At 67.3% G+C, this 24,182-nt stretch carries 22 protein-coding genes; 8 read left to right on the top strand and 14 right to left on the bottom strand.

The window, feature by feature from the left end; all coding sequences use genetic code 11:
* Positions 1–30: 30 nt before the first annotated feature.
* Genes cfa through BKE09_RS19150 form a run of 3 tightly spaced genes read right to left on the bottom strand, consistent with a single transcriptional unit; the run spans position 31 to position 2,387 of the window.
* On the bottom strand, positions 31–1,146 hold the full coding sequence (cfa, locus tag BKE09_RS19160; protein ID WP_075677295.1) for a cyclopropane fatty acyl phospholipid synthase: 1,116 nt from the start codon (positions 1,144–1,146) through the stop codon (positions 31–33).
* A 19-nt stretch (positions 1,147–1,165) separates the two neighbouring features.
* Positions 1,166–2,047 carry a DUF3298 and DUF4163 domain-containing protein gene (locus tag BKE09_RS19155; RefSeq protein ID WP_075677375.1) on the bottom strand — a complete coding sequence of 294 codons (882 nt, stop codon included), beginning with the start codon at positions 2,045–2,047 and terminating at the stop codon, positions 1,166–1,168.
* Between the two features lie 37 nt (positions 2,048–2,084).
* Positions 2,085–2,387: a GNAT family N-acetyltransferase gene (locus BKE09_RS19150; RefSeq protein ID WP_005417588.1), complete on the bottom strand. Its 303-nt coding sequence runs from the start codon at positions 2,385–2,387 to the stop codon at positions 2,085–2,087.
* 209 nt (positions 2,388–2,596) lie between these two features.
* On the opposite strand from BKE09_RS19150, the gene BKE09_RS23560 reads away from it, so the two are divergent.
* Complete coding sequence (locus BKE09_RS23560; RefSeq protein WP_014037806.1) at positions 2,597–2,758, top strand: hypothetical protein; 162 nt, start codon at positions 2,597–2,599, stop codon at positions 2,756–2,758.
* A gap of 43 nt (positions 2,759–2,801) precedes the next feature.
* Here the strand turns inward: BKE09_RS23560 and BKE09_RS19140 are convergent, their stop codons facing one another.
* Positions 2,802–3,425: a rhomboid family intramembrane serine protease gene (locus tag BKE09_RS19140; protein ID WP_075677293.1), complete on the bottom strand. Its 624-nt coding sequence runs from the start codon at positions 3,423–3,425 to the stop codon at positions 2,802–2,804.
* A gap of 7 nt (positions 3,426–3,432) precedes the next feature.
* Positions 3,433–4,998: an oligopeptide:H+ symporter gene (locus BKE09_RS19135; protein ID WP_014037808.1), complete on the bottom strand. Its 1,566-nt coding sequence runs from the start codon at positions 4,996–4,998 to the stop codon at positions 3,433–3,435.
* A 162-nt stretch (positions 4,999–5,160) separates the two neighbouring features.
* Here BKE09_RS19135 and BKE09_RS19130 point away from each other — a divergent pair, with 162 nt between their 5' ends.
* On the top strand, positions 5,161–6,003 hold the full coding sequence (locus BKE09_RS19130; RefSeq protein WP_075677291.1) for an endonuclease/exonuclease/phosphatase family protein: 843 nt from the start codon (positions 5,161–5,163) through the stop codon (positions 6,001–6,003).
* Between the two features lie 133 nt (positions 6,004–6,136).
* Here the strand turns inward: BKE09_RS19130 and BKE09_RS19125 are convergent, their stop codons facing one another.
* Positions 6,137–6,748, bottom strand: a complete 612-nt coding sequence (locus BKE09_RS19125; RefSeq protein WP_005410310.1) for a superoxide dismutase — start codon at positions 6,746–6,748, stop codon at positions 6,137–6,139.
* A 219-nt stretch (positions 6,749–6,967) separates the two neighbouring features.
* On the opposite strand from BKE09_RS19125, the gene BKE09_RS19120 reads away from it, so the two are divergent.
* On the top strand, positions 6,968–7,420 hold the full coding sequence (locus BKE09_RS19120) for a ribonuclease domain-containing protein (protein WP_041863621.1): 453 nt from the start codon (positions 6,968–6,970) through the stop codon (positions 7,418–7,420).
* A complete protein-coding gene (locus BKE09_RS19115) occupies positions 7,420–7,833 on the top strand; it encodes a barstar family protein (RefSeq protein WP_075677289.1) in 414 nt (137 codons plus the stop codon). The genes BKE09_RS19120 and BKE09_RS19115 overlap by 1 nt, the downstream gene beginning before the upstream one ends.
* Positions 7,834–7,965: 132 nt before the next feature.
* On the opposite strand, the gene BKE09_RS19110 is transcribed toward BKE09_RS19115, so the two are convergent.
* Both BKE09_RS19110 and BKE09_RS19105 read right to left on the bottom strand, forming a co-directional pair.
* Positions 7,966–9,726 (bottom strand): hypothetical protein, encoded by a 1,761-nt coding sequence (locus tag BKE09_RS19110; RefSeq protein ID WP_075677287.1) that lies wholly within the window; start codon positions 9,724–9,726, stop codon positions 7,966–7,968.
* A gap of 10 nt (positions 9,727–9,736) precedes the next feature.
* The gene (locus BKE09_RS19105) at positions 9,737–10,336 is read right to left on the bottom strand and encodes an NfuA family Fe-S biogenesis protein (protein ID WP_014037813.1); all 600 of its coding nucleotides are present in this window, start codon (positions 10,334–10,336) and stop codon (positions 9,737–9,739) included.
* A 90-nt stretch (positions 10,337–10,426) separates the two neighbouring features.
* Between BKE09_RS19105 and BKE09_RS19100 the strand changes: the two genes are divergently transcribed.
* The 3 genes from BKE09_RS19100 (at position 10,427) to zupT (ending at position 12,098) form a co-directional block, all read left to right on the top strand.
* Complete coding sequence (locus BKE09_RS19100) at positions 10,427–10,777, top strand: 4a-hydroxytetrahydrobiopterin dehydratase (protein ID WP_006456031.1); 351 nt, start codon at positions 10,427–10,429, stop codon at positions 10,775–10,777.
* Positions 10,774–11,190 carry an energy transducer TonB gene (locus BKE09_RS19095; protein WP_014037814.1) on the top strand — a complete coding sequence of 139 codons (417 nt, stop codon included), beginning with the start codon at positions 10,774–10,776 and terminating at the stop codon, positions 11,188–11,190. Before BKE09_RS19100 ends, BKE09_RS19095 begins: the two co-directional genes overlap by 4 nt.
* Positions 11,191–11,288: 98 nt before the next feature.
* Entirely contained in the window at positions 11,289–12,098 is an 810-nt protein-coding gene (gene zupT, locus BKE09_RS19090) for a zinc transporter ZupT (protein ID WP_014037815.1), read from the top strand.
* A 126-nt stretch (positions 12,099–12,224) separates the two neighbouring features.
* Here the strand turns inward: zupT and BKE09_RS19085 are convergent, their stop codons facing one another.
* Entirely contained in the window at positions 12,225–13,199 is a 975-nt protein-coding gene (locus BKE09_RS19085; RefSeq protein ID WP_049401092.1) for an RluA family pseudouridine synthase, read from the bottom strand.
* A 407-nt stretch (positions 13,200–13,606) separates the two neighbouring features.
* On the opposite strand from BKE09_RS19085, the gene BKE09_RS19080 reads away from it, so the two are divergent.
* Positions 13,607–16,888: an Rne/Rng family ribonuclease gene (locus BKE09_RS19080; protein ID WP_075677285.1), complete on the top strand. Its 3,282-nt coding sequence runs from the start codon at positions 13,607–13,609 to the stop codon at positions 16,886–16,888.
* A 186-nt stretch (positions 16,889–17,074) separates the two neighbouring features.
* On the opposite strand, the gene BKE09_RS19075 is transcribed toward BKE09_RS19080, so the two are convergent.
* From BKE09_RS19075 to BKE09_RS19055, 5 genes are read right to left on the bottom strand one after another with little or no spacing between them, the layout of a single operon-like run.
* Positions 17,075–17,962, bottom strand: a complete 888-nt coding sequence (locus tag BKE09_RS19075) for an endonuclease/exonuclease/phosphatase family protein (protein WP_075677283.1) — start codon at positions 17,960–17,962, stop codon at positions 17,075–17,077.
* A 2-nt stretch (positions 17,963–17,964) separates the two neighbouring features.
* Positions 17,965–21,132, bottom strand: coding sequence for a discoidin domain-containing protein (locus tag BKE09_RS19070; protein ID WP_075677281.1), 3,168 nt, complete (start codon positions 21,130–21,132; stop codon positions 17,965–17,967).
* On the bottom strand, positions 21,129–21,965 hold the full coding sequence (locus tag BKE09_RS19065; protein WP_053496316.1) for a carbohydrate ABC transporter permease: 837 nt from the start codon (positions 21,963–21,965) through the stop codon (positions 21,129–21,131). Before BKE09_RS19065 ends, BKE09_RS19070 begins: the two co-directional genes overlap by 4 nt.
* A complete protein-coding gene (locus tag BKE09_RS19060; protein WP_005410323.1) occupies positions 21,962–22,843 on the bottom strand; it encodes a sugar ABC transporter permease in 882 nt (293 codons plus the stop codon). Before BKE09_RS19060 ends, BKE09_RS19065 begins: the two co-directional genes overlap by 4 nt.
* Positions 22,840–24,180, bottom strand: a complete 1,341-nt coding sequence (locus BKE09_RS19055; RefSeq protein ID WP_014037820.1) for a sugar ABC transporter substrate-binding protein — start codon at positions 24,178–24,180, stop codon at positions 22,840–22,842. Before BKE09_RS19055 ends, BKE09_RS19060 begins: the two co-directional genes overlap by 4 nt.
* Positions 24,181–24,182 lie beyond the last annotated feature (2 nt).

Raw genomic sequence — 24,182 nt, 5'->3', positions numbered from 1 at the left:
CATCCACGCATGGCGTGGATCTACTGGCTGTCAGCGCGGTGCCACGTACCCACCGGGCACGCCCTCCGGCGACAGCACCAGCTGCCACAGCTGCGCGTGCCGGCAACGGAAGGTGGCCATCGACCCGGCCAGGTAGAAGCGCCACATGCGGCGGAAGTGCTCGTCGTAGTGCGCATCCAGCCGTGGCCACGCCGCTTCCACGTTGCGTCGCCAGGCCTGCAGGGTCAGGTCGTAGTCGGTGCCGAAGTTGTGCCAGTCCTCCAGCACGAAACGGCCTTCGAACGCCCTGGTGATCTGCACCGCCGATGGCAGCATCGAGTTGGGGAAGATGTAGCGCGCAATCCACGGATCGGTGCGATGCCGGGAGATGTTGGTGCCGATGCTGTGCAACAGCAGCAGGCCGCGCGGTGACAGGCAGCGCTTGGCCACCTCGAAGAAACTGCCGTAGTTCTTGTCACCGACGTGCTCGAACATGCCGATCGAGAAGATCGCATCGAACGGTTCGTCCAGCTCGCGGTAGTCCTGCAGGCGGATCTCGATCGGCAGGCCCGCACACAGTTCGCGGGCGAACTCGGCCTGCTCCTGCGAAATGGTCACGCCTACTCCGCTGACACCATAGCGCTCGGCGGCGAACTTCAGCGCTTCACCCCAGCCGCAACCGATATCCAGCACGCGCTGGCCCGGGCGCAGGCCCAGCTTGCGGCAGACCAGGTCGAGCTTGGCCTCCTGCGCTGCATCAAGGTCATCAGCGTTGCGCCAATAGCCGCAGCTGTAGACCAGGCGCTGGCCGAGCATGGCCTGGTAGAGATCATTGCCGAGGTCGTAATGGCGGCGACCGACTTCGTAGCTGCCCTGCCCCGCCTGCAGGTTGAACAGGCGCGCCTTCAGCGCGTCTGCCACTTCGCGCCAGCCGTGCACCCGCTCATCCAGGTGCGCCTGCATCAGGTGGACGAGGAATTCATCCAGAACGTTGGCATCCCACCAACCTTCCATGTAGCTCTCGCCCAGGCCGAGCGAGCCGTGGCCCATGACCCGCGCGAAAAAGCGCGGGTCATGCACCTGGATGTCCTGTGGCTGGGTGCCGCCGATGCGGACCCCGGCTTCGTGGAGCAGGCCGGCGACCCGCTCCTGCAACCCTGTATCCACGCCACCTCCTCGACTGCGGTCAACCGCGTGCGAACAGCTCCACGTAGTCCTTGGCCACGTGCGGCAACAGCACCGCCGCCGGTACATCGGCGGTCTGGGTGCCGTCCGAGTATGGACCCACCTGGTACGGCGGGAAAACAAAGCGCAGCGCGGTGATCTGCCCCTTGTCGTCGGTCAGCGGCTGGAACTGGCTGAAATTGTCGGCCTGCGGGCCGGTACCGTCGGCGATCATGCGCGATGCATTGCGCAGCGATTCCTGCAGCTGGGCCGGGTCCATGTCCTCGCCGCTGAGGCGCGTGGCCACACGTTCGCGCAGCTGGTCGGCGACGAAATCGCTGATTGCCTTCCAGCCCTTGGCGTCGGCCACCAGCTTTTCGGCGCGGAGCATCTGCTGATGCTGCGGCAGCCACACGAAGCGGGCCACCAGCGGTTCACCGTGGGCGCCACCGGTGTAGCGGCTGCCATCGGCACTGACCACCACCAGCTGCGGGGTTTCCAGCAGCTTCTCGAAGCTCAGCGACAGCTCGTAGGGCATGGTCGGCTTGTCGTTGCCCAGCCCGTCCAGCGCCTGCTGCAGGTCGCTGCGCGCGCTCGTCGCATAGCTCTGCAGCGCGCGGGCCAGGCCCGGATAACGGTCGATGCCGGCCGGGTAGCTGATGCCCACCACTTCGCGCTCGTTGTTCTCGATCACGTCGCGCAGGTCCAGCGGCGCGTCCGTGGCCGGCGTTTCGCCTGCGGCGGTGGCTTCGGCGGCGGGCGCCGCGTCGGTCGCCGGTGCCGGCTCGCTTTCACGCTGGCAACCGGCCAGCAACAGCACGCCCACCACGCCGGCCAGCACGCTGCCGTGCAGTGGCCGGTTGTTTCCAATCTTCATCGGGATCCCCTGTTCATGTTTGTACATCATCGCCTGCCATGGCTGAAGCGTGGCCCGCTGGCATTCAGCCAACGAGCAGGTCGTGGTACTCCTCGTGCCGCTGCAGGAAAGCCTCGGCGTAGGAACATGCCGGCACCACCTTGTACTTCTGCTCGCGGGCGAAACGCAGCGCCACACGGGTCAGCTCACCGGCGATGCCACGGCCCGCGATCGGCTCGGGCACCTCGGTGTGGGTGATGACCATGCGCTTGCGCTTGATCTGGTAGTCCAGCACCGCCAGCTGTCCTCGCACACGGGCGGTGAAGCGGTGGTTGGCCAGGTCGTGTTCGACCTCGTAGGCCAGACCGGGGGGCGTGACCGAAGCCATGGAACTGTCTCCTGCGGCGACTGCGTGGATGGTGCGCAGCCGGGCGCCATGATCGCGTGAAGCCTGAACAGGGGCAAGTCCAGTCCATTCACGTCAGTTTTCGCCCCTCAAGCTGGAGGCGGGCCGGCCGCTATCGCCTATGGAGGGGTACGGCCAGGCTGGCACGACCCTTGCGACCGTTGACCATGCGCACCACCGTGGAGGCTCCCATGCACGCCAGCAATTCCCATTCCGATACCGACCGCGCCCTGCTGGAGGGCCTGCTGCAACTGGCGGTGGAAGGGCAGACCGAGGATCAGGATTTCCAGCGCATCGGCGAGGAAGTGTTCGCCCGCCTGCTGGATACCTACGGCCAGCAGACCGCAGCCTGACCCGGCCGGGGCGGATCGGGCCCGATCCGCCCCGCTACCTGCATCAACCGCCGAGGCGGAAGGTCGGGTTGGAGAGCTCGCGCAGGAAGTGGTTGAAGATGCTCGGCTGCATGGCCAGCATGAAGATCACGCCGAACGCCGCACCTGCCAGGTGCGCGCTGTGGTTGATGCGGTCGCCGCCGCGCTTGTCCATCCAGATGCTGTAGCCGACGTAGAACGCGGCATAGATGATCGCCGGTGCCGGGATGAAGAACACCAGGATGATCGACCACGGCTTGATCAGGATGAAGGCGAACAGCACCGCCGACACCGCCCCGGACGCCCCGAGGCTGAGGTAGTTCGGGTTCTTCTGGTTCTTCAGGTAGCTGGGCAGGATCGAGACCAGCAGCGCGCCGATGTAGAACGCCGGGTAGGTCAGGTAGCTGCCGGTCAGCTGCACCATCACGCTCTCGATGAATCCCCCGAAGAAGAACAGGGTGATCATGTTGAAGATCAGGTGCGACCAGTCGGCGTGGATGAAGCCATAGGTCACCAGCCGGTCGTACTGGCGGTGACGGTCGATGGCCGGCGGCCACAGGATCAGGCGGTCGGCCAGCTTGCGGTTGTTGAACGCCATCCACGACAGGATGGCGGTGATGGCGATCAACAGCAGATTGACGGGGGTCATGTCAGGCTCAGGCGCTACGGTAGTTGTCGACCATACGATAGCGTTTCGCGTACCAACCGAAGGCCAACGCCGCGACGAAGGCGAAGCCGGCGAAGAAGAACATCAGGAACGCCGCCTCGCTCAGGCCCGTGCCGGCGATCTGGTGGGTCACCGTGTCGTTGCGCACCGCCGCGTTGGACAGCAGCACCCAAAGGTTGCCGATGGTGGTGGTCAGGTTCCAGAAGCTCATCACCACGCCCTTCATTGCCTGCGGCGCCTGGCTGTAGGCGAACTCCAGGCCGGTGGCCGAGACCAGCACCTCACCGAAGGTCAGCAGCGCGTACGGCAGCATCTGCCAGAAGATCGACATGGCATTGCCGCCGTCCATCACCACCTGGATGCCACCCACCACGATCCAGGCCAGGCCACTGAAGGCGATGCCGGCGGTCATGCGGCGCAGCGCGGTCGGTTCGAAGCCGAAGCGGCGCAGGGCCGGGTACAGCACCAGGTTGTTGAACGGAATCAGGATCATCACCAGCAGCGGGTTCAGCGCCTGCATCTGCGAGGCGGTGAACCAGCTCGGCATCTGCATCTGCTGGCCCTGCAGGACCCAGGTCGAGGCCTTCTGGTCGAACAGCGAGAAGAACGGCGTGGTCAACGCGAAGATCACCAGCACGCGCAGTACCGAGCGCACGCCTTCCACGGCTTCGGCCGGATGCTGGCCACGGGCGCGGTCCAGCTGCAGCCAGGTGCCACCACCGATGCCGGCAAGGATGGCCACCAGCGCCAGGCACAGGCAGATCACGATACCCAGCGAACCAACCAGGCCGAACGAGGCCACCGCCAGCACCAGGCCAAGCACAGCGATCACCAGGCCCGGACGGCCCTGGCCGGCCACGCGCGCGGTCAGCGCGGTGCGCACCACGTTGGCGAACGAATGCGGATCCTTCGGCGGCAGCGGCACCAGCACGTAGCGCTTGCGGCCCAGCCAGAACACGAAGGTAGCGATGAACATCAGGATGCCCGGGATGCCGAACGCCCACTGCGGGCCCCAGTTCTTCAGCACCAGCGGAATCAGCAGCGAGGCGAACAGCGAGCCGAAATTGATGATCCAGTAGAAGGCGTCGAAGACGATCTTGGCCAGGTGCTTGTTGCTCTGGTCGAACTGGTCGCCCATGAACGAGGCCACCAGCGGCTTGATGCCACCGGCGCCGAGCGCGATCAGGCCCAGGCCGAGGAAGAAGCCTTCGCGGCTGTTCTCGAACAGCGCCAGGCACAGGTGGCCGGCGCAGTAGACCAGGCTGAACCAGAGGATGGTGTGGTATTTGCCGAAGAACCTGTCGGCCAGCCAGCCACCGAGCAGCGGGAAGAAATACACGCCGATCATGAAGCTGTGCATGATGTCCTTGGCTTCACCGGCACGGCCTTCTGCAGTGATTTCCTGCAGCAGCAGCGAGGTGATCAGGAACTGCACCAGGATGTTGCGCATCCCGTAGAAACTGAACCGTTCGCAGGCCTCATTGCCGATGATGTACGGAATCTGGCGCGGCATCTTTCCTTGGCCGGCGATGGGGGCGACTGCGTCGTGGCTCATCCTGTAAGGCATTCCTGCAAAGCGAAAGGCGCAAGGTTACCGGAACCGGGGCTTGCGAAGCACGCTGCAGGGCTGCATGACAACGGTGCCAATCCATGGCAGGCCATCCCGGCCGTGCCGGAAGTCACGGCACCTGCACGACAAAAGCGTAAACTTATCGTTATGCGCCCCCTCGCCCACGCCCGCCTCCTGCTCAGCTGTCTCTTGCTGCTGGCGTTGCAGGCACAGGCCCGCCCGCAGGCGCCGGCCGCCGCCAGCGAGAGCGAGCCCCGGCAACTGACCGTGGCCGCGCTGGAACTGCCCAGCCGCGATGACGCGCAATGGAAGCAGCGCCGCGAGCAGGTCGCACAGCTGCTGACCGAGCTGCAACCGGACGTGATCTCGGTGCAGCAGGTGCTGCAGCAGCAGGGCCGCAACCCGGCCTGCTGGCTGGCCAGCCGGCTGCGCTACAGCTGCGACTTCGTTACCGCCGATCCGCCGAGCCAGCCACTGCGGCATGGCAACGCCATGCTGACCCGGCTGCCGGTCAGCGAGGACGGCGTGACCCTGCTGCACCCTCCCGGCACCTTCAGCGCGGCCGGCATGATGCGGCTGAAGCTGGGCGAGGCGCTGGTCAACATCTATGTGGCGCGGCTGCGCCCGGACCCGGACGAGGCCACCGCCCGCCAGCACCAGACCAGCGACCTGATGACCTGGATCGGCGCCACCGCCGAAGGCATGCCCAGCCTGATTGCCGGCGATTTCTCGGCCAACACGGTGGAACTGGTGCGCAGCACACCGGGTTTCCAGCCGGCCCGGCGCAATCCCGGCGGCCGCGCCGAAGCGCCGGCGGCCAGTGGGGGGGGCAGCAGCGGCCACGGCCTGGACGTGCTGTTCCAGGTCAAGCACTTCGGCGGCATCCGCCAGCAACCGATCCTGCTGCCGGCCGACGGCGACCTGCCCGGCCTGCGCCTGGGCGTGTTGGCCACCCTGCGCCTGCAGGGCGATACGGCCACCGCGGAATAGGCAGTGCCGGCCGCTGGCCGGCTCCCCCGGCACCACACGGTTGCCGGCCAGCGGCCGGCACTACCGAATGACTGCTGCAACAAAAAAAGGCCGGGGTCTCCCCCGGCCTCTTCAGTTCATCCCGCTACCGCGATCAGGCGATCGCTTCCTGGTAACGGCGCTCGACTTCGTTCCAGTCGATGACGTTGAAGAACGCGCCGATGTATTCCGGGCGGCGGTTCTGGTACTTCAGGTAGTACGCGTGTTCCCACACGTCCAGGCCGAGGATGGGGGTGTTGCCTTCCATCAGCGGGCTGTCCTGGTTGCCGGTGCTCTCGACCACGACCTTCTTGTCCGGGGTCACGCTCAGCCACGCCCAGCCGCTGCCGAAACGGGTCAGCGCTGCCTTGGTGAAGGCATCCTTGAACTTGTCGAAGCCGCCCAGGTCCTTGTCGATGGCCTTGGCCACGTCGCCCACCGGGTTGCCGCCGGCATTCGGGGCCATCACGGTCCAGAACAGCGAGTGGTTGGCATGGCCACCACCGTTGTTGCGCACCGGGCCCTGCAGGTTCTCCGGCAGCGACTTGAGCTTCTTCACCAGCTCTTCGACCGGCAGGTCAGCGTACTCGGTGCCTTCCAGCGCCGCGTTGACGTTGTTGATGTAGGTCTGGTGATGCTTGGTGTGATGGATTTCCATCGTCGCCGCATCGATATGCGGTTCCAGCGCGTCGTAGGCGTAGGACAGCTTGGGCAGGGTGTAGGCCATGATGCATCTCCTGATTGCGAGGGCACCCGACGGTGTCGGGCGGTGCGCGGTGAATGATGGGGACAGACCGCCAGATTACCAAGGGGGATGTAAAGGAAATTGCGTCCTGCCAGTGAGCACGACGGCAATTGTTACGCAGCAGTGACGCAGCGCTCTCCTCATGCACCGTGCAGCGCACAGGCGCTACAGTGCGTGCACTACCCTTGCCCGCCCCTGCCCATGCGCAACCCCCGGCTGCTGATCACCGCCATCGCCCTGCTGCTGCTCGGCCTGGTCGCCAACCATTTCCTGCAGCGGCCGCCGGCGCCGCAGTTCGCGCCCGACCTGCAGGGCACGCCCGTCGCACGCGCGCCGGCCACCGCCTCGCCCGGCAAGGACAGCGGACTTCCCGCGTTCCTGCCCGCCGAAGCGCGCGCGACCATCGCCCTGATCCAGCGTGGCGGTCCGTTCCCGCACCGCCAGGACGGCAGCACCTTCGGCAACCGCGAGCAGCAACTGCCGCAGCGCGCACGCGGCTATTACCGCGAATACACCGTCGATACCCCCGGCGCGCGTACCCGCGGCACGCGCCGCATCGTCACCGGCGGCGATCCGCCGGAAGCGTGGTACTACACCGACGACCACTACGCGTCATTCCGCAGCTTCACCGTACCGGCCCAGGGAGCGCAGTGATGAGCCACGATGATTTCGGCCTCGGCCTGCACGACATCAACAATGCCGGCGTCTACGCCATCGACAGCGATGACATCGGCGCACTGGCGGCGGCGATGCGCGATGCCGGCCTGAAGGTGATCCGCATCGATCTGGAGGGTGTCGCGGACAAGCGCACCCTGCTCGCCCGGCTGGCCGCACAGCTGGATTTCCCGGCCGGCTTCGGCGGCAACTGGGATGCGCTGTCGGACAACCTGCGCGACCTGCAATGGCTGCCGGCCAATGGCTACGCGCTGTTCCTGGCCGATGTGGACACGTTGCGCGCCGGTGCGCAGAAGGACTTCGACACCCTGCTGGACGTGATGGACGAAACCAGCCGCGACTGGGTCGGCCGCGACGTACCGTTCTGGGTGTTCCTGTCGCAGAGCGCGTAAGGTCAGCGCCCTGGTAGAGGCCGACCTTGGTCGGCATGGGCGTGTCCCCGCATGGATCATCCACGCATGGCGTGGATCTACCCGGCGCAGCTGGATGCACAGTAGATCCACGCCATGCGTGGATGCGCCGTCCTACCGGCTGCCGTTGTCTTCCTGCAGCTCTTTCTTGAACGGAATGTCCGGCGGCGGTCGTGCCACGGCCGGCTGGTCCTGCATGTTGGGGTTGGTCAGGCCACAGCCCCCACCGGCCTGCAGGATCGAAATGACGCAGGAGATCCTTGTGTTGGTGCCCGGCAATGGAATCTCCATCGCTTTGACGCCCTTGCGCACCCATTCGGCCAGCAGCGATTCCTGCGGCACCCAGTACTTGTCGAACGACGTCGGTGTGTAGTCGTACGGCGGGCGCTTCAGCCAGGTGCCGGACTGCGCGATGCGCTCCTTGCTCCAGCCGTCGTTGGCCCCACCGGGCGCACCGCGCTCGGCGTGGCCATCGCCTTCCCGGCCCGGCACGCGCACGCTGCCATCGGCATTGAACAGGCCGCTGCCCTTGCCGGCAGTGCTGGCCTGGCGGGCGCCACTGCTGGCACCGTCACGGTTGCGGCTGGAAGACCCCCAGTCATCGCCCTTGGCAGGTGTCGCCCAGTTGCCTGGATCGGGCGCCGGGCGCGCTCCTGCGTTCGCCGGTGTATTGCTGGACGCTGACGGACGCGTGCTGCTGCTCGCCTGCGTCGCGCTGCCCTGGGCCGCAGTTGCAGGCGCCGCCGTGGCACTGCCACTGGAAGATGCCGGTGCTGTTACCGGTGCCGAGGCCACCTCCCGTTCGCGCACCTGCACGTCGCGGCCGGTGGGCGCGCGTACGGCGGGCTCACGCCCGGCCACCGCCGCCATCCGCACCTGCGGATCGGCCACGGCCTGCACTTCACGTTCGCGCACCTGCACGTCCTGCTGCGGCACGCGCACCTGCATTTCCGCGCTGCGCAACGGTTGTGGTGCGACCGGCGCATCGACCGTACTGACTTCGCGTTCGCGCACCTGGATGTCACGCACCTGCGGCGTGCGCACGGCCAGTTCCGGGGTGCGCACCTGGCTTGGCGTCGGCGGCGCCTGCACCGGCTGCACGCTGCGCTCGCGCACGCTGGGCGTGCTGTCACGCGGCACGACGCTGACTTCGGTACGCGGCACACTGACCGGCGGCACCACGAAATCCGTGCTGGCCTGCGCCACTTCGGTGGCCTGGACGGGCGAAGGCGGCGGCGCGGCAACCGGCGCGGGCTCGGCTTCGGCCGGCGGCGGTGGAACGCTGGCGGTCGGCGCGGATGCCGGGGATGAGGCGGCGGCTTCGGCAGCCACCGGACGCGGCGCAGGGGCCGTGGCAGCGCCCGCCTCCTGGCCCGTCGCAACCCGACCCGCCGCCGCGGCCGCAGCCGCTTCGGCGCCCGGCTGATCGCCACCGCCTTCCTGCGTGGCGCGGCCGACGAACTCCACCTGCACGCGCTCGCCCTCGGCGCCCTCTTCGTCCGGCGCGGTGGTACGGATCACCGCCACCCATAGCAGCAGCATGAAGAACAGCAGGTGCAGCAGTGCACTGACCAGTGCCGAGGTCCAGCGCATCCAGCGCTGGTCGCGCGGCGCGGCGTCCCAGTCCTGCCAGAACAAACGGCGCAGCGCCTGCCACGGCGACAGCCGCGGCGACTGGCCGGGCGGGCCCGGCAGCGGGCGCGGCAGGAAAACTGCGATCACGTCGCGGGCATGGAACGGCCGCGGCAGCGGCCCCAGCGAGCGCAGCCACAGCGCCCAGCCATAGGGCAGGCGCGTGGTCTTCTCGAGGACGGCGCGGGGCTGCTGGCGCGCCAGCAGCAGGTCAATGAGTTGCTCGGCCCGGGTCAGAGGCACGCGTCAGCGATCAGGCGACGTTGCCGCGCGGAATGTACGGCGCGTGGCCGCTGTCGTGGTCGGTCGCGTCGCGCACGGCGGTCACACCCGGCACGCGGCCCATCAGGGTCTTTTCGATGCCCTGCTTGAGCGTCACGTCGGCCATGCCGCAGCCCTGGCAACCACCACCGAAGCGCAGCAGCACCACGCCGTCGGACGAGACTTCCTGCACGGCCACCTTGCCGCCATGCGAGGCCAGCTGCGGATTGACTTCGTTCTCCACCACCCAGTGCACGCGTTCGACCAGCGAGGCGGCGTCACCGGGCGCTTCACCCTTGATGCGCGGCGCCTTGATGGTCAGCTGCTGGGCACCGGCGGTGCCGGCGACGATGTCGATCTCGGCGCCATCGAGCCAGCCAACGCTGCCGGCGTCCACATAGAGGGTGAAACCATCGCAGTCCACCGCCCACTCGTCACCGAGCAGGTCGGTCGGTTCGGCGAATTCCAGCCGGGCATCGGCGCGCGGCGTACCGGGGTCGACCGCGCTCAGGCGCACGCCCATGCCGGGCACGCCCTCGCGTTCGATCAACTTGCGGAAATGGGTCTGGGCAGTGTCGGAGATCTGGATCATCAGGCTATTCTAGCCAAGTAAGCGTCAGCCGCTCATTCGGTTTATACACCGTCCGGCGCATTGTTCAGTCAACACGAGGTGGAGATTCCCATGGCCGACCTGATTCCACTGGCCCAGGCCCGTTGCGTGCCACGCAAAGGCAGCGACCACAAGCTCGGCGAAGCCCGCCTGGCCGAACTGCTGCCGCAGATTCCCGGCTGGGAGCTGAGCGAGGGTGGTCAGGCCCTGTCGCGCACCTTCCGCTTCAAGGATTACTACGCCACCATGGCCTTCGTGAACGCGCTGGCCTGGATTGCCCACCGCGAGGACCACCATCCGGACCTGGGCGTGCACTACGACCGCGCGGTCGTGCGCTTCTCCACCCACGATGTGGGCGGCCTGAGCGAGAACGACTTCATCTGCGCGGCAAAGACTTCGGCCCTGACGGAGCAACTGCCATGAACGTACGTTTGCTGAGCCTGTCCCTGATCGCTGCGACCGGCCTGGCCGGCTGTGGCACGTCCGAACCGCCGGCACCGCCACCGCCGCCGCCGACCGAAGTGGCCGCGGTGAAGACGCCGCCGCCGCAGTACCCGCTGGAACTGGCCTGCATGGGCGTGGGTGGCACCAGCACCTTCAAGGTGACCATCGGCACCGACGGCAAGCCGAGCGAAGTGGCGCTGCTCACAGGCGCCGGCAACCCGCAGCTGGACGAACTGGCCAAGACCGCCGTGCAGGGCTGGCAGTTCAATGCCGCCACCCGCAACGGCCAGCCGGTGCCGGCCACCATCCAGGTGCCGGTCAGCTTCAACCCGCCGCAGCCGAAGCCGGACCAGTGCTTCGCCATCGAAGAACGCCTGCGCCGCGGCGGCTGATCGCGCGCACCCCGACGAGGCCAGCCGACGCCCGCCTCGCCCTCGCCGCCCCGGCACTGCCCGGGGCGGTTGTCTGTTGACCAGGACCGCGTCGGTAGATGCTGCAGATTCCCCCCGAAAACATCTGGATCGCGCTGGCGGTCACCCTTGCGGCCGGCCTCGCCACCGCGATCGGCAGCCTGCTGGTGCTGTTCTCGCGCCGGCCGAATCCGCGCCTGCTGGCCTTCGGCCTGGCCTTCGCCGGTGGCGCGATGGTCTATGTGTCGCTGTCGGAGATCCTCAACAAGTCCATTGCGTCGTTCGCCCTGGCCTATGGCGAGCGCACCGGCTTCACCTACGGCACCCTGGCCTTCCTGCTGGGCGTGATCGTGATCGTGCTGATCGACCACTTCATTCCGAACCCGCATGACAGCCTGGACAAGCAGGACCCGGCGTTCCGCGAGAACAGCCGCGAGTACCTGAAGCGCGTCGCTCTGCTGACCTCGATCGCGATCACCGCGCACAATTTCCCGGAAGGGCTCGCAACCTTCTTCGCGACGCTGGAGAGCCCGTCGGTGGGCATGCCGCTGGCCTTCGCCATCGCCATCCACAACATCCCCGAGGGCATCGCCATTGCGGTGCCGGTGTACTTCGCCACCCAGAACAAGTTCTACGCGTTCAGCGCCAGCCTGCTGTCGGGCCTGGCCGAACCGGTGGGCGCGGCGCTCGGCTATTGGCTGCTGTCCGGATCGCTGTCGCACGCCACGTTCGGTTGGGTGTTCGGGCTGATCGCCGGCGTGATGGTGTTCCTGGCGCTGGATGAACTACTGCCCGCGGCCAAGCGCTATGCCAAGGGCCACGAGACGGTGTACGGGCTGGTCGCAGGCATGGGCACGCTGGCGATCAGCCTGGTGCTGTTCAAGTGGTGAGGGGTCGGCGACCCGCCCAGTAGAGTCGAGCCATGCTCGACTGCTCTTCGGCCGGGGCGCGCGAAAAGCCAGTCGAGCATGGCTCGACTCTACAACGGGAGCGCCGGGCATGGCCCGGCGCCAGCTTCAGCGAAGCCGGTCCAGCGCCTCGACCAGCTCATCGGCCAGCGGCGCGTTCAGCACGTACGGGCTCTTGCCGTCGTCCAGCGCGAACTCCAGCGAGGCCGCGTGCAGGAACAGGCGCTTCAGCCCGATCTGCTCACGAAGCCGCTTGTTGACCGCAGGATCGCCGTATTTATCGTCACCGGCCACCGGATGCCCCAGATGCTGGGCATGCACGCGGATCTGGTGGGTACGACCGGTCTCGATGCGGACTTCGCAGTAGGAATGACCGCCGCGACGCTCCAGCACGCGGAAGTGGCTGATCGATTCCTTGCCGATCGCATTGACCTGCACATGGCGCTCGCCCCCCTGGCGCAGGCCCACGTGCAGCGGCGCATCGACCGTCATCACGCCGTCGGGCATGCGCCCGGCCAGCAGGGTCAGGTAGCGCTTGCGGATGCCGGCGCCGTGGTCTTCACGCAGCAGCGCCTGCAGCTCGCTCAACGCCGAACGCTTCTTGGCGACGATCAGCAGGCCCGACGTGTCGCGATCCAACCGGTGGACCAGCTCCAGGGTCTGCCCCGGGCGCAGCGCGCGCAGGGTCTCGATGGCGCCGAAGCTGATGCCGCTGCCGCCGTGGCTGGCCACGCCGGTCGGCTTGTTCAGGGCCAGCAGGCGGGCATCCTCGAAGACGATGGCCTGCTCCAGGCGGCGCATGAACGCCTCCGGCGGACCGGCCTTGTCTCCCTCTTCGGTGAGACGAACCGGCGGCACACGCACCTCATCACCCGCCTCGAGCTTGCGTTCGGCCTTGGCGCGGCCACCATTCACCCGTACCTGGCCGCTGCGCACCAGCTTGTAGACCAGGCTGCGCGGGGCACCCTTCAGCTGGCCGAGCAGGAAGTTGTCCAGGCGCTGGCCGGCGCGGTCGGCGGGAACGGTGATCATGCGCACGGAGGGCTTGTCGCCAGCGGGTTTGGTCGGGTCTTGGGCAGTCATCAGGCTGTTTATTCTGTTACACTCGGGGGGCGAGATAAGGGATTGATTTCGTTGGAAGTTACTCAGGGCCAGAAGCCCAGCTTCCGACGAATCCGGCACAGTGCGCGACCACCGCCCGCGGGGCGGCCATGTTAGCGGCTCACCGGCCTTCCCGGCCATCGCCGGATGCCTGACACGCAACCGTGCTGAACATGTCCCGCGTGGCGCTCCAGCCTGGCTGACAGCTGCCTGCGGCCTGTAACACCCCAAAACCCATAAGAGTGAAGCGCTCCCGCGGCCTGCCGTGGTGTCGTAGCGCTGGAAACCCAAGCCGCCCTCCCCGCGCTTGCGCGAATGGGCGGCGAACCGTGTCCAGAGGCGAAACCCCATGGCGTTCCGCGCGGTAGCCGCTTGCGAGGAACGCAACAATGAAGCGAATGCTGATCAACGCCACGCAGGCTGAAGAGCTGCGTGTTGCCATCGTGGATGGCCAGTCGTTGTATGACATCGACATCGAACAGCCGTCGAAGGAACAGAAGAAGTCCAACATCTACAAGGGCCGGATCTTCCGCATCGAGCCCTCGCTGGAAGCCGCCTTCGTCGAGTACGGCGGTGGCCGCCATGGCTTCCTGCCGCTGAAGGAAATCTCCCGCGACTACTTCCAGGCCGGTGTCGACCACAACAAGGCCGGCATCCGCGAGCTGCTGAAGGAAGGCCAGGAGATCGTCGTCCAGGTGGACAAGGAAGAGCGTGGCAACAAGGGCGCCGCCCTGACCACGTTCATCTCGCTGGCCGGCCGCTACATGGTGCTGATGCCGAACTCGCCCAGTGCCGGCGGTGTCTCCCGTCGCATCGAGGGCGAAGACCGGGCCGCGCTGAAGGACGCCCTGGACAAGCTGAACATCCCCGACGACATGGGCGTGATCATCCGTACCGCCGGCGTCGGCCGCGATGCGGAAGAGCTGCAGTGGGACCTGGACTACCTGCTCAACGTCTGGCGCGCCATCGCCGAAGCCGCGCTGAGCAAGCCGGCCCCGTTCCTGATCTACCAGGAATCGCGCCTGATCGTGCGCGCTCTGCGTGACTACCTGCGCGCCGACATCGGCGAGATCCTGGTGGACACCGAGGAGATGTACGAGCACGCCCGCGAGTTCATGCAGCAGGTGATGCCGCAGACCCTGCGCAAGCTCAAGCACTACAAGGACGACATCCCGCTGTTCAACCGCTTCCAGATCGAATCGCAGATCGAAGGTGCCTACGAGCGCAACGTGCGCCTGCCGTCGGGCGGCTCGATCGTGGTCGACCAGACCGAAGCGCTGACCGCGGTCGACGTGAACTCCTCGCGCGCCACCAAGGGCAGCGACATCGAGGACACCGCCTTCCAGACCAACCTGGAAGCGGCCGAGGAAGTGGCCCGCCAGCTGCGCCTGCGCGACCTGGGCGGCCTGGTGGTGATCGATTTCATCGACATGGCCTCCAACAAGCACCAGCGTGAGGTCGAGAACCGCCTCGCCAACGCGCTGAAGTACGACCGTGCCCGCGTGCAGGTCGGCCGCATCTCGCGCTTCGGCCTGCTGGAAATGAGCCGCCAGCGCCTGCGCCCGAGCCTGGGTGAATCCAGCCAGATCGTCTGCCCGCGCTGCGACGGCCACGGCCGCATGCGCAGCGTCGAGTCGCTGTCGCTGTCGATCATCCGCGTTGCCGAAGAGCACGCGATGAAGGAGAACACCGGGCAGGTGCTGGTGCAGGCCCCGGTGGAGATCGCCAATTACCTGCTGAACGAAAAGCGCAGCGCCCTGCGCGAGATCGAACAGCGCCACGAGGCGCCGATCGTGATCGTCGCCGACGAGCAGCTGCACACCCCGCACTACACCGTCACCCGCCTGCGCGAGAACGAGCTGGGTGAAGAGAGCAACAAGCCCAGCTACCAGCGCGGCACCCCGCGCAAGCTGCCGGTGCACGCCCTGACCAAGGGCCAGCTGAACATCCCGCCGCCGGCGGTGACCCAGGTCAAGCACACCTCCCCCGCCCCGGTGCGCGAGGAAGTGGAGCCGGCCGCAGCGGCCCCGGCCCCGGTCGTGGCAGCGCCGGTTGCAGCGGCCCCGAGCGGCGGCGTGATCGGCTGGCTCAAGCGCGTGTTCGGTGGCGAACCGGCACCGGCACCGGCACCGGCGGCCCCTGTCGCCCGCCAGCAGCAGGACGGCGGCCGCAAGGACCGCAACAAGGATCGCAACAAGGACCGCAAGGAGCGCCGCGACGACAACCGTGGCAACGGCGGCAACGGCAACGCGCAGCAGCAGAAGGATGGCGGCAACCGCAAGGAGCGCGGTGAGCAGCGCAAGGACGGCCGCAACGGCAACAACGGCAATGCCCAGCAGCAGCCGCAGCAGGGCAAGCAGAAGGAGCCGCAGCAGAAGGACGGCCAGCAGCCGCAGCAGCAGAACAAGCCGCGCAACGAGCAGCAGGGCCAGAACCAGAACCAGCAGCAGCCGAAGCTGAAGCAGCCCAAGCAGCCGCGCCAGCAGCAGGACGGTGACAAGCCGGCCGAGAAGCCGCAGCGCAGCGCCGCCGAGGCACCGGCCGAGGCCGTGACCGCGGCTGCCGCCGTGGCCGCCACGGCGGTCGCCGCCAACGTGGTGACCGCTCAGGAAGCGACCGCGCCGGTGGCGCCGGTTGCACCGGTGGCTGCCGCTTCGCCGGAGGCCGCCGCACCGGCCGACACCACTGCCAACGCCGGCAACGAGGCCGAGGCGAATGCCGTGACCGGTGAAGAGGCTGCCCTCGACGCCAACGGCGAGCAGGCCGGTGAAGGCGCGACCCGCCGCCGCCGTGGCCGTCGTGGTGGCCGTCGCCGTCGCCGTGGTGGCGCCGAGAACGCTGCCGGCAACGACGGCCTGGGCGATGACCAGGATGACGCGGACGACAGTGATGACACCGATGTTGCTGATGTCGCCGAGCCAAGCAACGACAACGCTGCCGGGGCCACTCCGGTCGCCGCTGCGCAGCCGGCCCGTTCGCAGCCGGAATTCGATTTCGATGACGAAGCCGAACCGGCCGCTGCCGAAGCCGAGAAGCCGGTCCGCGCCGCCGCCGCTGTTGTCGCCGCACCGGTCGCGGTGGTGAGCAGCGCGGTGGTCGATGCCCCTGCGCCGGTCGTGGCCGAGGCACGGGCCCCGGTCGAAACCGTGGCCAAGGCCGAACCGGCGTCGTCGCCGGTGCAGACCAGCATGCTCGATGCCATCGACGCTGCGACCCCGGCCCAGCCGGTGGTAGCCGCAGCCCCGGCGGTCGAAGCGAAGCCGGTGGTGGTTGAGGTTGCCCCGGTCGCTGAAGCCACTCCGGTGGCCGAAGTGAAGCCGGTCGTGGCCGAGGCTGCTCCGATCGTGGAATCGAAGCCGCAGGTTGTTGAAGCGGCCCCGGTGGTTGAAACCCAGCCGCTGGCGGTCGAGGTTGCCCCGGTGGAGGAGGCCGCTCCCGCGGTTGAAGCCAAGCCGATCGTCGAGACCGCCCCGGTCGCCGAACAGCCGGTCGCTCCGGTGGCGGTCGAAGCTGCGCCGGTGGAAGCTGCGGCCCCGGTCGCCGAGGCGGTGGTGACGCCGTCGATCGATCCGGTCGCCGATGGCCACGCCGACGCCGCCGCGCAGGCCGCTGAAGCCAAGGCCGAGGAAGAAGACGAAGACGCCGCCAAGCGCACGCCGCCGGCGAACTGATCGCGCTTTGATCGCGTAGAAAGCGAAACGGCGGGGATCGATGATCCCCGCCGTTCTTGTTTGTGCGTCGGGCGCGTGCAGCGCTCTGGCAGAGGCCAAGCTTGGTTGGCGCCGTTGATTCAACGCATGCGGACACGCCCGTGCCAACCAGGGTTGGCTCCTACCAGAGCATGACGCCCCGCGGCGTCAGCGCGCCGGGGCGAACTGCAGGCGGGTCCAGACCCCGTAATGATCCGACGCCCAGCGACCGCTGTCATCGGGCTGGTCGAACAGGAGTTTGGCCTCGCGCGCGACCATCCGGTCCTGCTGGAAGAAGATGTGATCGATGCGCGAGGGCGCCTGGTAATAGTGCCGGTTCAACGTACTGACGCCGGTCAGGTCGGTGTTGACGTGCACGCTGCCATAGCTGTCGCCGTAATGGCTGCGCAGCTCGCTCAGGTCGCCTGCGTCCACCAGCGCATTGAAGTCGCCGGCGATCACCACCGGCGCGCCGGCCGAGGTAGCGGTGATGAAGCGCAGCAGGTCCTCGACCTGGCTGCGACGGATGCGCTGCCCACTCTCGTCGTTGCGCTCGTTCAGATGCGTGGCGTAGACGTTCACCGGCGTGCCGTCGACGTCGATGCGCAGGTGAGCGACCGTGCGGTAATCATTCAATGGCTGCAGCAGATGATCGCCCTCGGCAAGGATCGGGCGGCGGCTCAGCAGCGCGTTGCCGTAGCGCTTGGGTGCCCCGACCGGATCGGTGGACACGAACACATACTTGTAGCCGAGCTGGCTGGCCAGCCATTGCGCCTGGTTGCGCACGTTACGGCGCTGGATCACCTCCTGCAGGGCAACCGCATCCGGCTGCAGGCGCTTGAGCTCGGCCAGGATGGTGCGGCGCCGGCTCGGCCAGTCTTCGCGGTCATGATGCAGGTTGAAGGTGACCATGCTCATGCCCGGCGCGCTGGCAACGTCGGACGCCGCGGTCGTCGCAGCCGGTTCGGCCGCCATCATCACGCCCGGCAATGCCAATGCAATGGCCAGCCCCAGGGCGCGCACCGTCGCGCGCACCCCTGCCCCCTGTTGCTTCATCGCTACTGCCCCTTGCGTTCGGCGCGGCGCACCGCGCTCGGTACGTCGATCTCGACCCGCGCCGGCAGCTGGTGCACGTGCAGTTCCTTGTTGACCCACTCGGCCGCTTCGCCATTGATGGTCGCCTCGCCCGGATCGCCCGCATACGGCCACGGCAGCACCACGCCACCGACCGGTGGCACCAGGCCCGGCTGCACCTCCAGCACCAGCTGCTTGTCGCTGCGCTGCAGGCGGTAGTTGAGCTGGCCCTGCGGCGTGCGCAGTCCCTGCACGGCGATGCCCTCGCCCTGAAGCCAGGCGGTCGGAATGCCGGCGGCAAGCACCAGTGCATCGTCCATGTCACGGCTGTAGGCGAACATGTCCAAGGCCGAGCGCACGAAGTCCGAGGCCACCCAGGCATGCGGCAGGTCACCGACGAAGAACGGCTTGCGTGGCGTGCGCGAAACCACTTCGGCCCACTGGTTCCAGGCCTGCGGCGCACGGTCCTTGAAGAAGAACTCGGTCGCCTGCCAGGCGCGATCACGCCAGCCCAGGCGGACGAAGGCAGCTACGTTGCGCCACTCATAGGGCGTGTAGTCCTTCCACTCGCGCTTGCCATCGCGACGCGCCACGAATTCCTTCCAGTAGCGCTCGAAGGTTGCGTCCAACGCCTGCTGCGGGAGGCGCCCCTGCTCACCGCCCGGGGCCAGCGCGATGGTAGTCGAGGTCGCATCGAAATCGCCAAGCTCGGCCGAACCCGGCAGGTAATCGATGTTGTGCTGCTGCATCGCCGACAGCAGCGAAGCCTGCAGGTCATCACGGAACTGATCACGCGATTCGGCGATCTGCATCGCCTCGACCTTGCCCAGCTGGGCCGCCAGCGATGCCGCGTCCTTGTAGCCGCGCAACGCCCAGAAATTATCCCAGTACGAATGCATCGGCTTGGCCGAATAGCCTTCGTGGCTGATCGAGGCCGGCATCATCCCGTAGAACGCCGGATTGCGCGCACGATTCTCGTCCGTGCGCTCGCTGGCGCGCAGCTGCTCCATGTAGCTGTAGGCGCCCTGCACATGCGGCCACATCAGCTCGGCGAAAGTGCTGTCACCGGTATAACGCCCATATTCGGCAATGCTGTAGATCAGCTCGCCATGGCTGTCGTTCTCCGGCACCGGGTCGCTGCCACGTGCATCGACACAGCACGGCACCTTGCCGTTCTCGAACTGATACGGCGCATACCAGTTGATGTAGTCACGCACGGCATCGCTGCGCCCCATGCGCAGCAGGCCTTCGGAAATCATCGCGCCATCGCGGATCCAGCTGCGCGCGTACGAGCGCGTGCCCGGCTGCAGGCGTGGGCCAACCCGCGAGATCAGCATGTGCGCCACTGCGGTGCGCAGGGTGTCGACCAGTGCCTGGCCCGCCGCCGGCACCTGCAACGAGACCACGCCCAGCTTCTGCCGCCACTGCTCGGCCACCTGCGCCTGCGCCTTGGCCACGTCCAGTACCTGTGGCGCCCAGCCGCCGGTCTGCGGCAGCACCACCGCCACTTCGCGGCTCTGGCCGGGTTCCAGCTTGATCGTGTACAGCAGCGCGCCGGACGCCATGCCGGTGCTGTCCTTCACCGCCGTGCTGGCCGGGTACTTTCCGGACGCCAGATGCATCGCATCGAGCTTGCCATCGAACGTGCTGGCGAAGCGGGCATCCGGCACCTGCAGCGGGTAGATGCGCGGCTCACCGTTGATGCGCACCAGCTGTTCACCCACATCCAGCGCATCGATGCGGCTGAAGCCGCCAACGGTGTTGAGGAACTGGGTCGGCGGGTTGACCTGCCACGGGCGGATCGCCAGCGCCAGGGTGTATTCGTGCGCCACCTTGTCCGGATTGCTCAGCCGGTAGCGGCCGATCAACTGCGCGCGCTCCGGCGTGCCCTGCACGAAGCTGGTCACCGCCAGGCCGGCCTTCTCGTGCACCCAGTCGACGTTGGCGATCGGCAGGTAGTGATCCTGCAGCGACTGGGTGATGGCCACCTTCGACCAGTCCAGCAGCTTGCCGTCGAGACGGATGAACGGCTCGATGCTGAAGCTGCCCTTGGCCGGCTCCAGCGCACCGTCCTCGCTGATCAGCGCCTGTTCCTGGCCGCCATCGAGGCCGAGCAGGGTCCAGTACGGCTGTTCGCCCACGTACGCACGCGGCAACGACCCACGCGGCAGGTCGGCCGCCACCGAGGACAGGAACGCGTTCGGCGTGGCGGCGAAGGCCAGCGGCTTGAGCGTGATGTCACGGATGCCATAGCGCCAGTTCGGGCCATCGAGCAGATCGAAGCGCACGTAGCGCGCGTCGGTGTCCGGCAGCGCCAGCCAGTCGCGGCCTCCCGCGCCGCCGGTCACCTCGCGCACAGTGCGCCAGTCCCGGCCATCCTCGGAGGTCCGCACGGTGTAACGGTTGGCTTCCAGGTTCGGCAGCCAGTCGATCACCGCACCACCGATCTCGCGGCTCTTGTGCAGATCCAGGCTGATGGTCTGCTGCTTGACCCCGCCACTGATCCAGAACGTGTCGCCCTTGCCATCGATCATGCGGTCCTGCAGCGCGGTGGCGGTGTCGGCGATCACCGATGGCACCAGCGGCGAATCATCCTGCGGCGGCAGGCCCTGCAGGGTCAGCTTGTCGAAGCAGACCGTGCCGCGGCCACCAACCTTGCTGTAGATCGTGAACTCGACCGCGGCGCTGCGTGCCATCTCCTTCTCGGGCGACGGCCCCCACGCCTTGTCGATCTGGCGACGCCGGTATTCGACCGGCGTCCACGCCTTGGGGAAGCTGTAGCCCGGGCGGTTGACCCACCAGACGTTGTCGCCGCTGGCGTCGATCAGCTTGAACTGCAGGTCGTTGGCCGGCGAATCACCGCGCAGCTGGAAGCCGAAACGGTAGTTGACCGGGTAGTCGATGTTCAGCGCGCGGCGGATGCCGACGTAGCCGGAGACCTTGTGGAAATCGTAGTCCAGGCACAGCGCGCGGCCACCGCCGGCGCCGCTGACCGGCCGCAGCGAACCACTGACCTGGTCGGACAGCACCAGTTTCCAGGCGCCGATATCGTCGAAGTCGTCCAGCACTTTCGGCGCCGGCAGTGCCGGTGGTGCGGCGATCGCCAGGGAGGTCCACAACAGTCCCAGTCCAACGGCGATCGCTCGCTTCATCCCTTGACGCTCCCCAGCAACAGACCTTGGATGTAGTACCGCTGCAGCACCAGGAACAGCGCCAGCACCGGAACCACGGTGACCACCGCGCCGGCCATCATCATTTCCACGTCCATGATGTGTTCGCGCGAGAGGGTGGCCAGCGCCACCGGCAGAGTGTAGTGCTCCTGGTCGGTCAACACGATCAGCGGCCACATGAAATCGTTCCATGCGCCCATGAAGGTGAAGATCGCCAGGGTCACCAGCACCGGCTTGAGCATCGGCAGCACAATCTGGAAGAAGATGCGCAGCTCCCCTGCCCCGTCGATGCGCGCCGCTTCAAGCAGCTCGTCCGGGATCGAACGCGCGTACTGGCGTACCAGGAAGATGCCGAACACGCTGGCCAGCGCCGGCACGATCACGCCGCCGAAGCTGTTGACCAGCCCCAGCTGCTTCATCAGCAGGAACAGCGGCAGCATCGCCACCTGCGCCGGAATCACCAGCGCCGCCATCAATACCTGGAACAAGCGCTCGCGGCCGACGAAATTGAGCTTGGCGAACGCATAGCCGGCCATGGTGTTGAGCAGCAACGAGCCGATCGTGATGCCCAGCGACACCAGGAGGCTGTTGGCGAAGTTGCCGCCCATGCCGGTACGCGCGAACAGCTCATGATAGTTGTGCGTGGTGACGCTCGACGGCAGCAGCGGCGGCGGGAAATGACTGGCCTCGCCCTGCGGCATGAACGAGACCGAGACCATCCACAGCAGCGGTGCCAGGCTGACCAGGGCCAGCACCAGCAACGCACCATTGATCATCCATGGGTACCAGCGCGACTGGCCGATTTCACGACTCATACCAACTGCCTCTTGCGGCCGAAACGCAGCATCACGGTGGTCACCGCCAGGATGATCAGGAACAGCAGGAACGCCACGGCGGAGGCGCGTCCCAGGTTCCACCACTTGAAGCCTTCCTCGAACATGAAATACAGCACGCTGACGGTGCTCTGCAGCGGGTCGCCGCGGGTCATCACGTAGGGCTCGGCGAACAGCTGGAAATAGCCGGACACGGTAATCACGCCGACCACCAGCAGCACCGGGCCGAGCATCGGCAGGGTGATGTGCAGGAACTGCTTCCAGCGCGAGGCGCCGTCGATGCGCGCCGCTTCGTACAGGTCATGCGGGATCGCCTGCAGGCCGGCCAGGAAGATCACCATGTTGTAGCCGAAGTTCTTCCACACCGCGAACAGCATGATGGTCGGCATCGCCCAGTTGGGATCACCCAGCCAGTCGATCGGGCTGATGCCCAGATGGCCCAGGCCATAGTTCACCAGGCCATAGCTGGTATGGAACAGGTAGCGCCAGATCACCGCCACCGCCACCAGCGTGGTCACCACCGGCGCGAACAGGGCCGTGCGGAACAGGGCCTTGAAGCGCGCGGCCGGCGCATTGAGCAGCATCGCCGCGCCCAGCGACACGCCGATCGACAACGGCACGCCGATCAGCACGAAGTAGGTGGTGTTCCACAGCGACTTCCAGAACATCGGCGTCTGCAGCAGGTCGATGTAGTTGCCCAGGCCGACGAAGCGCAGGTTGCTGCTGTCGGCCAGCGCATAGAGGTCGAAGTCGGTCACGCTCAGCGCGAGCGCCGAAGCGACCGGCAGGCCGAAGAACACGCCCAGCACGATCAGCGAGGGGCCGGCGAAGATCCAGCCGGCCAGCGAAGTACGTTTCATTGCGCGCTCCCGGCGGCCACGGCGCTGCTCGATTGCGGCGACGGCGCGCGCTCCTGCAGGCGTTGTTGTTCATGCATCCAGCGGCGCTTGGCCAGCACCTTGTCCACGCGCTGGTCCAGCTCTTCCACGGCCTTGTCCTGCGCCAGGCCACCACGCACCACTTTCTCGGTGACGATGCGCATTTCCTGCACGATGCGCTCCCATTCGAGCACCTTCGGCGTCGGCTTGACCCGCTCCAGCTGATCACGGAACGCGGCCGCCAGCGGATCATTGGCCAGCGACGGCGCGTTCCAGGCACTGCGGCGCGGCGGCAGGTCGCCGATGATGGAATGGAAGCGCGCCTGGATCTCCGGCCGCGACAGGAACTCGATCAGCTTCCAGGACGCCTCCTTCTGCTGCGACTTGCGGAAGATCACCAGGCTGGTACCACCGGCGATGCCCGCGCCCGGGCCGTCCGGCCCCGGCAGCGCGGCGGTGCCCCACTGCCCTTCCAGTTCCTTCGGCTGCAGTTTCTTGAACTCGCGGATGTTCCAGGGGCCGGAGATGTAGAACACGTTGAAGCCGCGGAAGAATTCGTCCCAGACGTTGGAGATCTGCGTTTCGGACATCTTCGGCGCCCAGCCCTGCTCGAACATGTTGGCGTAGAAGGCCAGCGTGCGGCGGAACCCCGGGCTGGCGAAATTGCCGCGGGTGTCGTCGTCGCGCAGCAGCGGGTCGGGCTGCTGCAGGGCCAGCGACAGCTGCTGCTCGAATTCGTTGATCGGCATCAGCACCGCATAGCGGTTCGGGCCCTGCATGCGCTTGATCGCCGCCATCTGCTCCTCCCATTCCTGCCACGTACGCGGCGGGTGGTCGTAGCCGGCCTTGGCCAGCAGGTCCTTGCGGTAGTAGATCAGGCGCGTATCGACGTACCACGGCACGCCGACCAGCTCGCCGTGGATCACGTTGGTATCCCAGATGCCCTGGAAGTAGTCCTTCGGGTCGACCACGGTGGAGCGCTGCACGAACGGCTGCAGCGGGGTCAGCGCGTCGAGTTCGGCGAACTCCGGCACCCAGGTGTTGCCCAGCTGGCACACGTCCGGCAGGCCGTCGGCGGCGAACGCGGTCAGCAGCTTCTCGTGCGCGGCGGTCCACGGGATGTTCTGCACATCCACCTTGATGCCGGGGTTTTCGGCCTCGAATTCGTGGATCAGCTCGCTGACCACCTCGGCTTCGCGGCCCATCGCCCAGAAGCGCACGGTGGTGGTGCCCGGTTCGGTACGGGCGCAGCCGGCCACGGCCAGGGCGGCCAGGGCAGGCAGCGCCCAGCGGCGCAGGCGGTCGATCCAGTTCGGCATCG

It is taken from the genome of Stenotrophomonas sp. TD3 (assembly GCF_001939825.1).
GTDB lineage: Bacteria > Pseudomonadota > Gammaproteobacteria > Xanthomonadales > Xanthomonadaceae > Stenotrophomonas.
This window is presented reverse-complemented; position numbering and strand designations above follow the sequence as displayed.

Coding starts and splice junctions, on each gene's coding strand:
- BKE09_RS19155 (WP_075677375.1), bottom strand. CDS start 2,047: ATGTACAAACATGAACAGGGGATCCCGATGAAGATTGGAAACAACCGG.
- BKE09_RS19150 (WP_005417588.1), bottom strand. CDS start 2,387: ATGGCTTCGGTCACGCCCCCCGGTCTGGCCTACGAGGTCGAACACGAC.
- BKE09_RS23560 (WP_014037806.1), top strand. CDS start 2,597: ATGCACGCCAGCAATTCCCATTCCGATACCGACCGCGCCCTGCTGGAG.
- BKE09_RS19140 (WP_075677293.1), bottom strand. CDS start 3,425: ATGACCCCCGTCAATCTGCTGTTGATCGCCATCACCGCCATCCTGTCG.
- BKE09_RS19135 (WP_014037808.1), bottom strand. CDS start 4,998: ATGAGCCACGACGCAGTCGCCCCCATCGCCGGCCAAGGAAAGATGCCG.
- BKE09_RS19130 (WP_075677291.1), top strand. CDS start 5,161: ATGCGCCCCCTCGCCCACGCCCGCCTCCTGCTCAGCTGTCTCTTGCTG.
- BKE09_RS19125 (WP_005410310.1), bottom strand. CDS start 6,748: ATGGCCTACACCCTGCCCAAGCTGTCCTACGCCTACGACGCGCTGGAA.
- BKE09_RS19120 (WP_041863621.1), top strand. CDS start 6,968: ATGCGCAACCCCCGGCTGCTGATCACCGCCATCGCCCTGCTGCTGCTC.
- BKE09_RS19115 (WP_075677289.1), top strand. CDS start 7,420: ATGAGCCACGATGATTTCGGCCTCGGCCTGCACGACATCAACAATGCC.
- BKE09_RS19105 (WP_014037813.1), bottom strand. CDS start 10,336: ATGATCCAGATCTCCGACACTGCCCAGACCCATTTCCGCAAGTTGATC.
- BKE09_RS19100 (WP_006456031.1), top strand. CDS start 10,427: ATGGCCGACCTGATTCCACTGGCCCAGGCCCGTTGCGTGCCACGCAAA.
- BKE09_RS19095 (WP_014037814.1), top strand. CDS start 10,774: ATGAACGTACGTTTGCTGAGCCTGTCCCTGATCGCTGCGACCGGCCTG.
- zupT (WP_014037815.1), top strand. CDS start 11,289: ATGCTGCAGATTCCCCCCGAAAACATCTGGATCGCGCTGGCGGTCACC.
- BKE09_RS19085 (WP_049401092.1), bottom strand. CDS start 13,199: ATGACTGCCCAAGACCCGACCAAACCCGCTGGCGACAAGCCCTCCGTG.
- BKE09_RS19080 (WP_075677285.1), top strand. CDS start 13,607: ATGAAGCGAATGCTGATCAACGCCACGCAGGCTGAAGAGCTGCGTGTT.
- BKE09_RS19075 (WP_075677283.1), bottom strand. CDS start 17,962: ATGAAGCAACAGGGGGCAGGGGTGCGCGCGACGGTGCGCGCCCTGGGG.
- BKE09_RS19070 (WP_075677281.1), bottom strand. CDS start 21,132: ATGAAGCGAGCGATCGCCGTTGGACTGGGACTGTTGTGGACCTCCCTG.
- BKE09_RS19065 (WP_053496316.1), bottom strand. CDS start 21,965: ATGAGTCGTGAAATCGGCCAGTCGCGCTGGTACCCATGGATGATCAAT.
- BKE09_RS19060 (WP_005410323.1), bottom strand. CDS start 22,843: ATGAAACGTACTTCGCTGGCCGGCTGGATCTTCGCCGGCCCCTCGCTG.
- BKE09_RS19055 (WP_014037820.1), bottom strand. CDS start 24,180: ATGCCGAACTGGATCGACCGCCTGCGCCGCTGGGCGCTGCCTGCCCTG.